Source organism: Lactococcus sp. bn62, assembly GCF_029492705.2.
Taxonomy (GTDB): domain Bacteria; phylum Bacillota; class Bacilli; order Lactobacillales; family Streptococcaceae; genus Lactococcus; species Lactococcus petauri.
Genome location: NZ_CP120417.1, coordinates 1,854,543 through 1,866,745 on the forward strand (window position 1 = coordinate 1,854,543; position 12,203 = coordinate 1,866,745).

A 12,203-nucleotide genomic window follows, 5' to 3' on the forward strand; every position below is an offset into this window, starting at 1 on the left:
TTTTTTATTTGCCCTTCAAACGCATTTTTATATAAAATTTCACTAACAAGAAATTCACCAGTAAAAGTACAATCAGATAAAGGCGTGGTTGCAGAAAGACTAAACCGAAAATGACTTCTACGACTGTCGCGAAAAGCATTATACGTGAGAGGACATTTTTAATTGCTGCAAATTTTGATGATTGACGGAGTGGATAAATTCGCGTCAACACTTGGTAATCAAAAGAATCTTGGAGGGCAAAAAGTTGAAAAAGCAACAAATAATTAAAGACCGATGCCAAAATAACCGCAAGAATCGGGTTACCAATAAAAATTAAAGAAAGTACACTAAGAGCAATCAGACGCAACGTCAGCGAGAGATAGTCTCCGGAGCGCAAAAAAGCACGACTAAAGAGATACTCATAGGTTCGCAGCGTTTTCGGTAAGAGAAAATCTAAATATTTGCGACGACGGCTTTGTGTTTTCAGTCCTTTAACATTGGTAAAAAGGGCAAAAAAGCGTAATGTATTCGTTTTGCGGTTTTCTTCGTAAGCGATAAGTCTCTCCCAAGAAATAATTCCATTGGGCATGAGTTGACGTAAGCGAAGGCCTAAACCAGCTGCTTTTAACAAAACTAAAAGAATAAACCATAGCAAAAGATAGAAGAAAGACCATTTTAAAAGAGGCGCCACAATTCCGACTAAAACAAGACTAATAAGCGCAGGGAAAAGAAGCGAACGCAAGCAAGACAGAAGTAAATGTTTGCGCACTGCTTTCTCTTGCGGTAAGAGAAACACCTTATCCGCAGGTTCCACGAAGCTGGCCAATCTTCCAAAAATCTGGCTTAGAATGGTGATTAAAAGAACTAAACCAACTTTTCCAGCAGTATTTAAACTGTGAGCTTGTAAAAATTGAGCATACTGTACGGCTAAAGCGCCCAATAAAATCATCAAAAAGAGAACAAAATGATCATTAAACACATAACGCAAATATTTGAGATTTTGCCGATAGTATACTTTGCGGCGTTCTTCAAATAAGCTATTCATGAGCATTTACACCTTTCGTTAATTCTAAATAAATTTCATCAAGGCTGGCATCTTCCTTGCCAAATTTGGCACGCAAATCTTCCATCGTTCCCGCAATCAATACCTTACCTTCATGAAGGATGACAAATTTGTCACAGAATTTCTCTGCTGTTGAGAGAATATGTGTACTCATCAAAATCGAAGCACCAGCATTACGCATGGAAAGCATAAGTGTGATTAAATCTTGAATCGCTAAAGGATCTAATCCTAGAAAGGGTTCATCAATAATGTAAAGACTTGGATCCGTCAAAAAGGCGCAAATAATCATTACTTTTTGCTTCATTCCTTTAGAAAAATTGACCGGGAACCAGTCTAACTTATCTTCCAAACGGAAGGTTTTTAGGAGTTCTTCTGCCCGAGGCATTGCTTCTTCTCCAGGAACTCCATAAGCTAAAGCTGTAAGCTCAATGTGCTCACGCAAAGTTAGTTCCTCATAAAGACTTGGTGTTTCTGGAATAAAGCCAATCTTTTTACGATAACCTTCAAGATCTTCTTGGAGCGTAATTCCATCCAATTCGATCTGACCTGAGTAAGGCGTGAGCAGTCCCATAATTTCCTGAATAGTTGTTGATTTACCCGCACCATTAAGACCAATAAGTCCAACCAGTTCTCCATCCGCTATCTCAAAGCTTACATCTTCAAGAACCGGATTACCAAAGTAGCCTCCAGTCACGTTATTTATTTTTAGAGCCACATTAATATCTCCATTTCTAATCAAATTTAGTATAAGTTAATTTTATCATATCCCAACTTCTTTTGCTTTCCTCTAATGTTATCTCTTTTTCTTAATTTTTCTACTAAAAAAATGAGGGACTATGTAGAAAAGTCCCTTATCATTCATGCACTTGATTTGTTGCTGATTTTCTCAAAATCTTTTTGGAAAACTTCCCGTAGTTCTAAAGCTCCGATTTCGGATAATATTTTTAAAGCACGTGCAGTCAGTTTTTTACCCGTAATTTGGTTTTCAAACGCGTATATCCAACATCCCTTTACAAAAAGGGAGGATATTCGAACATAGGTGTCAAAGACTATCGTTAATCCTTCAAACGCTTTGAGAAATCGTTCTGAATCATCTCTGTAGCCGTGACGTATCATTACAAGTGTCGCTCGGAGAACAACACGAATAAGCAGATTTCTAAATTCTGTTATTTCTTTCAAGTAATGTTCGTTTTGGGAAAGCATTTGCCCTACAAGATCTTGCAATAACCTGGGATCAATCTCCTCTAAGGTATTTACTAAAATATAAAGTTCATAACTATGCCAAATATGATAGCTTTTTAATCTCGTTTCAATATAAGAAACTTCCACTGGAGATAAATGGCTATAACAAGCTTTAGCAGAAAGTGCAATAACTTTATTTTCTTCTAAATCATATTCAATATTGTCTAAATAGACTTGCTCTAATAAAGAGAAATTCTTGTTAAAATAAGCTTGCTCTATTTTCTTAAACTGATTTAACCAATAATCTTCTTCATCATTATTGAGCATCAGCATATAAGATCTGAACGTTGTATGCATTTCCTGCAAGGCAAGGTCTAGTTTATCAAATGAAATCAGTGTTTTTCCATTTTCAAAGGAAGATATAGTTGACTTTGATAAACCAATGCGCTCAAAATCACGCAAAGAAAGTTTATGTTGGACACGTAATTTTTTAAAGATTTCCCCGTATTTTTTGTAAATCATAAAACTCATTCCCCTAAAGTTAAATAACTAAAAGTTTTATTCATACATCTCCCTTAAAGGTTCAGCAACTCGTCTACTTGTTTTATCAAAAAGTCGGGATGCTGGTCTGCTAATTCAGCAGCATCATGTGCACCCCAAGTTACAGCACATGTCTGTACTCCTGCGGCTTTCCCCATCTGTATATCGAAAATGGCATCACCAATCATTACGGTCTGATGCGTGCTCAAGCCGTATTGTTTTACTATGTAGAGTACACCATCTGGTGCAGGTTTATAATTTTCTACTTGATCTGAAGCAATCTCAAGAAATTCTAAATTTCTTTTTAAAGCTGTAGAGTGTTTACTTGAGACCACATAAAGCTTTTTACCGGAATGGCGCAGGTTTTGAAGCACTTCTTTTATTTGAGGGAAAAGTGTAAGATTTTCTTGCTCATATGCCTTATAGTATTTTCGAAAGGCACTTAACAACTCTTCAAATTCTTCTTCCTTAAATGTATGCCCCACAGCCATTTTCTTAAAAGACTTTTCAATCGGAATACCTGTGTAATAGTTAATTGTCTCGTTTGAGGGAATACTTAAGTTAAACTGCTGAAAAGCAGCTTGTGTTGCCAATATACCCGTACTCCCCGAATTTGCTAATGTTCCATCGAAGTCAAAAATATACGCATCCATATTAAATTTCTCCTTATTTATAATTTATTAAAAATTATTATAACATAGATTTGATTTTTTTAATGTTTTTAATCTATTTATCTTTTTATGGTTGGAAATGGTAGGATGCCTTACTTATATTTGTTTATTTTTCGCACAAAGACTATTACTCCTCCTATTAAAAATAAGAGAATAACACCAATGATGGTCAAAAATTTTCCATTATCTTCTCCTGTCGCCGGAAGATTAGCTTGATACGTTTGATTTTTCGCGTACAAGTATTTTACTTCTTGTTTGGTAGAGGTAAATACACCTTTTGGATTTCCCTGCACGCCTTTTATACTATAACCTGGGAGCTCTTTTGGTGTCGAAACATATTCTTCACCAATGTTCCCTGTAAGAACTGTATCTTCTGCTATTTTTTTACCATCATCGCCTGTGTATTTTACAGTTACTGTTTCACCTTTTACTGGTAATTTAGTATAAACATAAGTGATGGTTTGCGCCTGATCTGTAAAGATTCCTGTGGGATTCCCTTGTACTTCTTTAAAGGTATAACCCTCGATTTCTTTTTGCTCGGAAGTGTAAGGTTGACCAATGTTTCCCTTGAGTGTAATATTATCTATGAGCTTATTTCCCAATTCGTCAACATATTTGATAAGTACATCACCAGCAAGATCACCTGTTCCTCCTCCACCTTGTCCATGATAAGTTGCAGTGGAAACTGCACTATCAATTAGAGTTGTCCCATCATAGGAAAAAGCTTGATTAGGGTATTTATTATTCACAGGATTAGATTTTAATTTTGTCTGATAATGTATGACGACTGAATTGGGTTCGGTGAGAGATGCTTCTGTGTCACCATGGAGATGTCCAAGATTTAAGGAGGTGGATTGACTCCCATCTGCATTAGGATTAAAAACCAAATCCGTTGACTCTGTTTTAATAACAGTATTTTTATAGTTTCTATAATGTATACTGGTCGAACCCGGTATATAGTCCTGCGTGTTGCTCATCGTATCAGCAAAATTCGCATCGGAAACTTCATAACCACCATTGTTTATGGTTATAGTCCAAGTCACTATATCATTTGCTTCATAGTGCAACGTTTTAGCAATTGCACTGTTCCCTGACCCTTCACCTGAGCTACTTTTTGAAAAATTAACGTGAATACTATTATTTAAATTATTTTTTGTCGGAAAGGCTAAATCATTCCCCGCATCATAATTTAAAGTATTTTTATTAAAGCCAGACCAAAAGTTAAAAAATAATGTACGATTAGATAAATTGTTGATAACAGGTGCAAAAACAATATTAAGCATATTATTTTGGATAGTCACTGAACCTAACAATGTACCATCTTCTTTAGTCAGCAAAATTGGAGCAGTTCCTGTATACTTTAATTCCTGAGGTAATGGCATTGTGTACGTTTGCGCCGTATCAATGACTGTACCGTTTGGAATACTAAGCGTATAGGTAGCGTTGACCAAAGAAGCATCACTTATTTTATTTGAGTTTATTGGACCATTGTTATTACTTAGAACAACTTGATCTACAAATTGTATTGCACTTGGAGACGTTGTTTCAGCACTCACCAATGGGATAAGATTCAAAATGCTCCCCAACATGAGGATGAAAAGCAATAATTGGTTTGAAATTTTTTTCATGACTTTACCTCCTATTTTGTTTTTCTTACCATGATAATACCAATTTTAAACATTAAAAACTATTTATTTGTCTTAACGCTTTCTAAAAAATTTTCTTAACAAGTTACACTAAGCAAAAGCAGAAGAATTTGTTATAATTTACTTATAACAAAGTAGTGCTCAACTTTTGAGACTCTACAAATGGACAGGGAGATTTCTTATGGATAATTGTATTTTTTGTAAAATAATTACGGGTGAAATTCCAAGTACGAAAATCTACGAAGACGATAACTTGGTAGCCTTTCTTGATATCACACAGACCACAAAAGGGCATACTTTAGTTGTACCTAAAACACATACACGAAATTTATTGGCAATGGAACCCGAGCAAGCCTCTCAGCTTTTCTCTAGAATTCCAGAAATTGCTAATAAACTTGTGGATTCTCTAGATGCCAAAGGGATGAATATCCTACAAAACAACGAGGAAATAGCTGGACAAACTGTCTTTCACACTCATGTACACCTCATTCCACGTTATGCTGAAGATGATGGTTTCTCTGCTGCTTTCACAGCACATACTTATGATCTTAATGCAATTGCGGAGGAAATCTTATGAAAGAATTCATCAATGACGTCTCAGAAATCTTTTCACGGTTAAGTAAAGAAATAGATGAGGTCAAAGCGAACTTAGAAAATGTAAAAATTGAAGCAAAAAAGGCTGAGCTTACCGGACAAGAAATTCAAAGAAAAGTGAACGAATTTCAAACCCTTGCTCAACCTAAAGTTGATAAAATCAATGAAATTTTAGAAAAACTTTCAGAAAAAAGTAGTGAAGGATGATTCACTACTTTTTATTTGGATTAATATAAAATTGACTGCCCCAAAAGATTCCTAAAATTTGGGAGATAATAAATGATCCAGCGATAATTAAAATTTCAGTCACATCGCTATCATATTGGATATATGTGAAAAAATAACGAGAATTATAAAAGGTAAAAAGGAAAAATACCAAGAAAATATCAATAATGAGTAAATAGGGCCAAGCACAAGTTCCATCAAGTTTCACCAAGTAAAAAGTCGTAAAAAGTAACAACAATGAAATTATTTGTAAACTTATTAAGGGAAATTCAAATACTGTTCCGATATATATAGTTATCCAAACAGCTGCTATAAAGCCTATTAATAGAGTCATTCGTTTCATATTACTATTGTAACATGAAAAAGCATGTTTCTCTAATTCAAATTACAAAAATTACATATTAGTTTCTAAGATATGCAAAAAAAACTCCCTGAGGAGCTTTTTTAATTTTCAACTTAGAAGCTTGTTGTATCAACTTTAACACCAGCACCCATAGTTGTAGTAACTGAAAGGTTTGTGATGTAAGTACCTTTAGCTGTAGCTGGTTTAGCAGCAACAACTACGGCATTGATAGCTTTGAAGTTTTCGATAAGTTTTTCGTTGTCGAATGAAACTTTACCGATTGGTACGTGGATGTTACCCGCTTTATCAGCACGGTAGTTAACTTTACCAGCTTTTGATTCTTCAATAGCTTTAGTTACGTCCATTGTTACAGTACCAGTTTTAGGGTTTGGCATGAGGTTACGTGGGCCAAGGACACGTCCAAGACGACCTACAACAGCCATCATGTCAGGTGTTGCGATTACAACGTCGAAGTCCAACCAACCACCGTTGATTTTAGTTACGAGTTCATCAGCACCAACGAAGTCTGCACCAGCTGCTTCTGCTTCTTTAGCTTTTTCGCCACGAGCGAAAACAAGAACACGAGCAGTTTTACCAGTACCGTTTGGCAATACCATTGCACCACGGATTTGTTGGTCAGATTTTTTAGTATCGATGTTAAGATTGTATGCAACTTCTACAGATGCATCAAATTTTGCGATTGAAGCTTCTTTAGCGAGTGCTACTGCTTCTTCAACGCTGTAAAGTTTAGTTGCGTCTACTTTTTCGATAGCAGCGCGCATTGATTTGCTTTTTTTAGCCATTTCTATATTTCTCCTTGTGGTAATATCGGTTGTCTGTTATTATAACAGCCTTCCACTTGTGTGGAAAATGAGCGATGATTAATTAAAAATTAACCTTCTACTACAAATCCCATAGATTTCGCAGTACCTTCGATCATTGACATTGCTGCTTCAAGTGAACCAGCGTTAAGGTCAGCCATCTTAGTGTTTGCAATTTCTTCAACTTGTGCTTTTGTTACAGTTGCAACTTTAACTTTGTTAGGTTCACCTGAACCTTTTTCAACTTTAGCTGCTTTTTTCAAAAGAACTGCTGCTGGAGGAGTTTTTGTAATGAATGTAAATGATTTATCTTCATATACTGAGATTACAACTGGGATGAGCATACCAGCTTGGTCAGCTGTACGCGCGTTGAATTCTTTAGTGAATCCCATGATGTTGATACCTGCTTGACCCAAAGCTGGACCAACTGGTGGAGCTGGTGTTGCTTTACCGGCAGGAATTTGCAATTTAACGAGTTTTTCTACTTGTTTAGCCACGATAAATTTCTCCTTATAATATTGTTTTCGTGATGTGGTATGATGATAGACCATTCTATCTTCCACGCCTATATGCTAAAAACATACTTAAACAGTCTACCAAATATAGTTGTTTTTGTCAAGTCTCTATATTTCAACGAATTCATCACATGCTGCAACAACAGCTGGGTCATGCGTGACAATGATGACTGTTTTTCCCTTTTCTACTTCTTGGCGTAACAATCCCAGTATCAAGGATCTATTTTGTTCATCTAAAGAGCCGGTCGGCTCATCAGCCAAGATAATCTTACTGCGTTTCAACAAAGCACGCGCCAGAGCTACACGCTGTTTTTCCCCACCAGACAAAGCGTATACTTTTTCGCTTAGCTTATGAGCAATACCTACTTGATTTAAAATCTCTCTCATCCTACGTCGCTTTTCTTTGCCTTTTATTTTCTCATACACTAGAGAGATATTGAGATTTCGCTCAATGCTCTCATCTTCAATCAAGGCAAAGTTTTGAAAAAGAAATGCTATCAGGTTGCGCCGCATAAGTAACGCTTCTTTGCTGTTTATCTTAGGTGCTTTTTTCCCTGATATATATAACCTCCCAGAATCTGCGCCTTCAATCAATCCGATAAGATTAAGAAGCGTGGACTTTCCGGCGCCACTTCTTCCGAGTATCGCTGTCATTTTCTGAGCTGGAATACTGAGGGAAAAATTTTCAAAAATCTGATGTTTCCCAAACTTTTTACTCACTTCTTGCAGTTCTATCATGCTGTATTATGCTCCTTTCAAGGTGTTGACTAACTCTTTCTTTTCGAGGCGAGTGAGGAGGTGGAAGACTAAAAATATCTCAATCAAAGCATAAAGTATATAAGCCTCAATGACTGTGAAATCATAGCCTAAAATCATCGATTGAGTAAAAAACACTATGTTTTGAATGATAATGATTATAAATAGAAAGCGATAGCTTCTTAGACGGAAAAATCCTTGTATCCGAAAAAGGACAAGCTTTTCTTTATTGACTCTGAAATAAATCATTGTTGTGGATAGTATCATGATGATAAAGAGAATGAATGCCAGAAGGTTCATCAATACCCATGACCAGCGCTCTCCAATATACATCTTCATATCATTCTCTGCAATTTTTGAGCTAGAAACAAATGAAGTAAAACTAGCTTCTACCTTATCCTTCCTTAAACTAGGGAGTAGATCTAAATAAGTTTTTTCCGCACTTTTCTTAATAGGAAATAAAGCACCAAGAGTGTTCCCATTATAAAACATATTGATGTAGGTGTTTACTCCCGCATTATTTACCGTATGGACCTCTACTATATCTGCTCGTATTTCCTCTTTTCTTCCATTAGAAAAAATTCCGCCTCGTTCCCCTTGAAAAGCTGGTATTTTTTGCTTATCTTTGATGATAATGAAACGACTATTCTTTCCTTTAAACCAAAGACCAGACATATCTAGAAGTTCCAAATATCCTTTTTTTATCTCATGCAACTTATCTTTATAGCGTTCGTTAATTAAAATCACCGCTTCACTTGTTTCAGTCGGGATTTTAATATCATTTCCATTAACATCTTCTATCTTATATTTTTGAAGATAAGCTGAATTAATTTCCATGCCTTGATATTTCTCCAAAAATTTCTGCGGTAAAAATTTCTTTGCAGCGTGTAAACCACCATTATTCTCCATGTATTTAAAAAGGGATTCGTGCTGTGTATGACTCTTCAAACTTTCTAAATAACCCGAACCGCCGCCATGAAAAGTACCATAACCTTTTATAGGCGAGGATTGCAACACTCCTATACTACTGTTGAACAAGAGCATCAATCCCATGCTTGTTGCTACACTTGCTGCAAAAATATATACCTTGACAAGATAGACAGCAACATAAAATCTTTTAAAAAATGGTTTATTATTGACTTGCTGAGCCAGAGAAAACCTCACAATAACTCCAATAATAAGCAATACACCAAACACACTCAAAATTGAAATTAAAAAAATCAATCCTATGTATTCTGTATCAATTGCTCTTATTATCAGTATATTTGCCAAAAAAAGTACCAAAAGCTGTGTTCCAACAAAAGATTTAAGATAGATTCGTTTGAGGATTATGAAGTTGCTCAAGCCATTAAGAGAAAATATAGCTATTTCTTTATTTCTTAAAATTATCCATATAAACATAAAAACAAAGTAAAAGAAAAGAACAACTTTAATAAGGAATACATAGATATCACTGACTCTAATAATTGGACTGCTCGGAATATACCATGACGGCTGATTCTCTAAACTGGCAGAGCTTGTTTGAACTTTTGAGATTTGATTAAACTTTTGGGATAAAGCTTCTAAAACTCTTTTTTTATCGTCAGATTTGAAAAATATACTGGCTCCTTGATATTGCTCATCTGTCAAATCTTCTATAGGGCTATTATTTATCTTTACCTTATAATCGAGGTCTCTAAACTTCTTTTCTTTTCTAGGATGATAGTGTGTTTCAAAATAAGTAATATTTGATAGAGGGGATCCATAATCAACATTACCTTTTCCATCATTTTTATGCCCTAGAAAACGCACACGGATAATAAAAGGAACATCAAATTCTTGCGAAACCTCTTTTATTGCCTTAATAAAATCTTTACGATTTATAAACTCTACCTTCACATCAAGGTCGTTAAGGTCATTATTGGGATTATTTATTTTGGGCTGATAAATCTGGGTATAATTTGGAAGTTGAACAGCTTCCCTCAACCGTGTGGCTTCTTTATCGGTATAACGCATATAAGCAATCATGCAAGTAATCAAAGAAAAAAGGAGTAATAAGGTAAATTTCAACAGCTTATTCATCACGATTTACCATTTATTTCCAACTGCCTGATAGCCCCAGCTATATCCTCCATAACGATAACCTGTAGAAGATACCCAAACTTTATAACCTGCCGGATACCAGCCACTACTTTGATTTCCTCCGCCTTGGACATAAGCAGTGCTTTGATGCTTTACAGCCCAATTATAATACTCTGATGTCAAGGTTTTCTTCCCCAAAGCGGCATCTGGAAAAGTTTTATAATATGCCACCTGTTTGCCGTGTTTCGTAAAATTATTTTGCAAAATACGAACAGCACGTTCCATCTTTTCAACACTATCGCCAAAAACACCATCGGCAGATATTTTCTCAGCAGTCGCAATCTGACTTGCCCCAAAAAGAGCTAGCCCTAAAGTTGATACGGCAATAATTTTTTTGATTTTCATAATAAAGCTTCCTTTCAAATACAACTATTTTTTTCTAGGACAACAGTACTTTTTAGCCTCCTTCCTTTATTTTATATTTATTAGTCTAACACGAGAATCCTCTGATAATTTTCCCTCTACATTTAGTTTTCATGAAAAAGTAGAAATACTTTAAGCTTGAAAAATGCGGCTGCTACATTTAGGCGAAAATCAAAAAAAGACTGAAATAATTCAGTCTTTTTATTCTTTTTTATTTACTCTGCAATCACTTCAACCTTATAGCCATCTGGATCAATAATAAAGTAATAGCGTGTGTCGGAGTTAGGAAGGACTTTAAGTTCGGTAACTTCAAACCCTGCTTGTTTTTGTTTTGTATGCAGTTCTTCCAAATTATCAACCGAAATAGCAATATGTCCATAGCCATTACCCAAATCATACGCTTCATGATTGTAATTATAAGTCAATTCTAATTCGTAGTTATCACCAGGTAAAGTCAAATAAACTAAAGTAAATTCATATTCTAAAAAGTCACGACGACGTTTTTCCTCAAAACCAAAAGCTTCTTGATAAAACTTGATTGAAGCGTCCAAGTCTTTGACGCGGTAACAGGTGTGTGCCATTTTCATTGTGTTTTCCTCCATTTTTAGGCTTCTAGGTACATTGCCCAGATATCGTCAAAAAGTCCCAAGTTAAAGTAAAAAGGGGCATAGGTTTCCAGGTATGTGGACACTTCGTCAAAGTCTTTCGATTGTTTGGGAAACTGTGTATCCGCAAAGGCAAGATTAGCCAAACGTGTAACGTCATCCACCTCAACTGGCGCCCGATGACGCATCAAATAAGTATAAAAAGGCTGTCTCATTTCCAGTTTTCCTCCAAAAACTTATGACGTAAACGGCTAGACAAAGCATAACGCTCAGGATTTGTTTTATAAAATCCTTGATGATAATCCTCTGCCGGCCAGAACTTTTGTGCGGGTTCTATTGTGGTAACAATAGGCTGATCAAAACGTCCAGAATTTTGAAGTGCTTCTTTTGACTTTTCAGCGACTTCTCTCTGTGAGTCAGCAGTATAGAAAATAACTGGACGATAGTTATCGCCACGATCCTCAAATTGCCCAAACATATCGGTTGGATCGGTCTGCTCCCAGTAAAGTTCCACTAAATCTTTGTAAGTGATTTTTTCATTATCAAAGATAATCTCCACTGCCTCAGTATGGCCTGTCTGATGATTGCAAACTTGCTCATAAGTTGGATTATCAACATGACCGCCTGTATAACCACTTGTCACAGCAAGAATCCCTGTTTGTTCCTCAAAGGGCTGTACCATACACCAAAAACAGCCACCGGCAAATATTGCTCTTTCTTTACTCATACTCTTTCCCCGTTCTTCTTAGTTGAAGATATTATAACAAAACTCACTCTAT

Annotated in this window: 16 protein-coding genes; 2 read left to right on the plus strand and 14 right to left on the minus strand. The window is 35.8% G+C overall.

Annotation, left to right across the window (positions count from 1 at the left end; genetic code table 11):
- Positions 1–4: 4 nt before the first annotated feature.
- From P3G65_RS09645 to P3G65_RS09665, 5 genes are all read right to left on the minus strand, one after another.
- Positions 5–1,024 carry an ABC transporter permease gene (locus tag P3G65_RS09645; protein WP_019292224.1) on the minus strand — a complete coding sequence of 340 codons (1,020 nt, stop codon included), beginning with the start codon at positions 1,022–1,024 and terminating at the stop codon, positions 5–7.
- On the minus strand, positions 1,017–1,757 hold the full coding sequence (locus P3G65_RS09650) for an ABC transporter ATP-binding protein (RefSeq protein ID WP_029343375.1): 741 nt from the start codon (positions 1,755–1,757) through the stop codon (positions 1,017–1,019). Before P3G65_RS09650 ends, P3G65_RS09645 begins: the two co-directional genes overlap by 8 nt.
- A 143-nt stretch (positions 1,758–1,900) precedes the next feature.
- Entirely contained in the window at positions 1,901–2,746 is an 846-nt protein-coding gene (locus tag P3G65_RS09655) for an Rgg/GadR/MutR family transcriptional regulator (protein ID WP_019292226.1), read from the minus strand.
- A gap of 53 nt (positions 2,747–2,799) precedes the next feature.
- Positions 2,800–3,417: an HAD family hydrolase gene (locus tag P3G65_RS09660; RefSeq protein ID WP_107106282.1), complete on the minus strand. Its 618-nt coding sequence runs from the start codon at positions 3,415–3,417 to the stop codon at positions 2,800–2,802.
- A 110-nt stretch (positions 3,418–3,527) separates the two neighbouring features.
- Complete coding sequence (locus P3G65_RS09665) at positions 3,528–5,063, minus strand: MucBP domain-containing protein (RefSeq protein ID WP_019292228.1); 1,536 nt, start codon at positions 5,061–5,063, stop codon at positions 3,528–3,530.
- Between the two features lie 199 nt (positions 5,064–5,262).
- On the opposite strand from P3G65_RS09665, the gene P3G65_RS09670 reads away from it, so the two are divergent.
- Both P3G65_RS09670 and P3G65_RS09675 read left to right on the plus strand, forming a co-directional pair.
- A complete protein-coding gene (locus tag P3G65_RS09670; protein WP_019292229.1) occupies positions 5,263–5,658 on the plus strand; it encodes an HIT family protein in 396 nt (131 codons plus the stop codon).
- On the plus strand, positions 5,655–5,882 hold the full coding sequence (locus tag P3G65_RS09675) for a hypothetical protein (protein ID WP_019292230.1): 228 nt from the start codon (positions 5,655–5,657) through the stop codon (positions 5,880–5,882). The genes P3G65_RS09670 and P3G65_RS09675 overlap by 4 nt, the downstream gene beginning before the upstream one ends.
- A gap of 4 nt (positions 5,883–5,886) precedes the next feature.
- Here P3G65_RS09675 and P3G65_RS09680 read toward each other — a convergent pair whose 3' ends face one another.
- The 9 genes from P3G65_RS09680 to msrA all read right to left on the minus strand — a co-directional run bounded on the left by P3G65_RS09680 (position 5,887) and on the right by msrA (position 12,151).
- On the minus strand, positions 5,887–6,243 hold the full coding sequence (locus P3G65_RS09680) for a hypothetical protein (RefSeq protein WP_019292231.1): 357 nt from the start codon (positions 6,241–6,243) through the stop codon (positions 5,887–5,889).
- A gap of 113 nt (positions 6,244–6,356) precedes the next feature.
- Positions 6,357–7,046 (minus strand): 50S ribosomal protein L1, encoded by a 690-nt coding sequence (gene rplA / locus P3G65_RS09685; RefSeq protein WP_003133341.1) that lies wholly within the window; start codon positions 7,044–7,046, stop codon positions 6,357–6,359.
- 89 nt (positions 7,047–7,135) lie between these two features.
- Positions 7,136–7,561 (minus strand): 50S ribosomal protein L11, encoded by a 426-nt coding sequence (rplK, locus tag P3G65_RS09690; protein ID WP_003133340.1) that lies wholly within the window; start codon positions 7,559–7,561, stop codon positions 7,136–7,138.
- Positions 7,562–7,687: 126 nt separating this feature from the next.
- A complete protein-coding gene (locus P3G65_RS09695) occupies positions 7,688–8,317 on the minus strand; it encodes an ABC transporter ATP-binding protein (protein WP_019292232.1) in 630 nt (209 codons plus the stop codon).
- A 6-nt stretch (positions 8,318–8,323) separates the two neighbouring features.
- Positions 8,324–10,330 carry a DUF1430 domain-containing protein gene (locus P3G65_RS09700; RefSeq protein ID WP_238582249.1) on the minus strand — a complete coding sequence of 669 codons (2,007 nt, stop codon included), beginning with the start codon at positions 10,328–10,330 and terminating at the stop codon, positions 8,324–8,326.
- A 72-nt stretch (positions 10,331–10,402) separates the two neighbouring features.
- Positions 10,403–10,801, minus strand: coding sequence for a hypothetical protein (locus P3G65_RS09705; RefSeq protein WP_019292234.1), 399 nt, complete (start codon positions 10,799–10,801; stop codon positions 10,403–10,405).
- A gap of 233 nt (positions 10,802–11,034) precedes the next feature.
- A complete protein-coding gene (locus P3G65_RS09710) occupies positions 11,035–11,406 on the minus strand; it encodes a VOC family protein (protein WP_019292235.1) in 372 nt (123 codons plus the stop codon).
- 17 nt (positions 11,407–11,423) lie between these two features.
- Positions 11,424–11,639, minus strand: coding sequence for a YozE family protein (locus P3G65_RS09715; RefSeq protein ID WP_003133330.1), 216 nt, complete (start codon positions 11,637–11,639; stop codon positions 11,424–11,426).
- Complete coding sequence (gene msrA, locus P3G65_RS09720; protein WP_019292236.1) at positions 11,636–12,151, minus strand: peptide-methionine (S)-S-oxide reductase MsrA; 516 nt, start codon at positions 12,149–12,151, stop codon at positions 11,636–11,638. The genes P3G65_RS09715 and msrA overlap by 4 nt, the downstream gene beginning before the upstream one ends.
- Positions 12,152–12,203 lie beyond the last annotated feature (52 nt).

What these genes read in the sequence shown, in the direction of transcription:
- msrA (WP_019292236.1), bottom strand. Translation starts at nt 12,151, where the DNA reads ATGAGTAAAGAAAGAGCAATATTTGCCGGTGGCTGTTTTTGGTGTATG.
- P3G65_RS09715 (WP_003133330.1), bottom strand. Translation starts at nt 11,639, where the DNA reads ATGAGACAGCCTTTTTATACTTATTTGATGCGTCATCGGGCGCCAGTT.
- P3G65_RS09645 (WP_019292224.1), bottom strand. Translation starts at nt 1,024, where the DNA reads ATGAATAGCTTATTTGAAGAACGCCGCAAAGTATACTATCGGCAAAAT.
- rplA (WP_003133341.1), bottom strand. Translation starts at nt 7,046, where the DNA reads ATGGCTAAAAAAAGCAAATCAATGCGCGCTGCTATCGAAAAAGTAGAC.
- P3G65_RS09695 (WP_019292232.1), bottom strand. Translation starts at nt 8,317, where the DNA reads ATGATAGAACTGCAAGAAGTGAGTAAAAAGTTTGGGAAACATCAGATT.
- P3G65_RS09710 (WP_019292235.1), bottom strand. Translation starts at nt 11,406, where the DNA reads ATGAAAATGGCACACACCTGTTACCGCGTCAAAGACTTGGACGCTTCA.
- P3G65_RS09665 (WP_019292228.1), bottom strand. Translation starts at nt 5,063, where the DNA reads ATGAAAAAAATTTCAAACCAATTATTGCTTTTCATCCTCATGTTGGGG.
- P3G65_RS09660 (WP_107106282.1), bottom strand. Translation starts at nt 3,417, where the DNA reads ATGGATGCGTATATTTTTGACTTCGATGGAACATTAGCAAATTCGGGG.
- P3G65_RS09675 (WP_019292230.1), top strand. Translation starts at nt 5,655, where the DNA reads ATGAAAGAATTCATCAATGACGTCTCAGAAATCTTTTCACGGTTAAGT.
- P3G65_RS09705 (WP_019292234.1), bottom strand. Translation starts at nt 10,801, where the DNA reads ATGAAAATCAAAAAAATTATTGCCGTATCAACTTTAGGGCTAGCTCTT.
- P3G65_RS09700 (WP_238582249.1), bottom strand. Translation starts at nt 10,330, where the DNA reads ATGCGTTATACCGATAAAGAAGCCACACGGTTGAGGGAAGCTGTTCAA.
- P3G65_RS09680 (WP_019292231.1), bottom strand. Translation starts at nt 6,243, where the DNA reads ATGAAACGAATGACTCTATTAATAGGCTTTATAGCAGCTGTTTGGATA.
- P3G65_RS09655 (WP_019292226.1), bottom strand. Translation starts at nt 2,746, where the DNA reads ATGATTTACAAAAAATACGGGGAAATCTTTAAAAAATTACGTGTCCAA.
- P3G65_RS09670 (WP_019292229.1), top strand. Translation starts at nt 5,263, where the DNA reads ATGGATAATTGTATTTTTTGTAAAATAATTACGGGTGAAATTCCAAGT.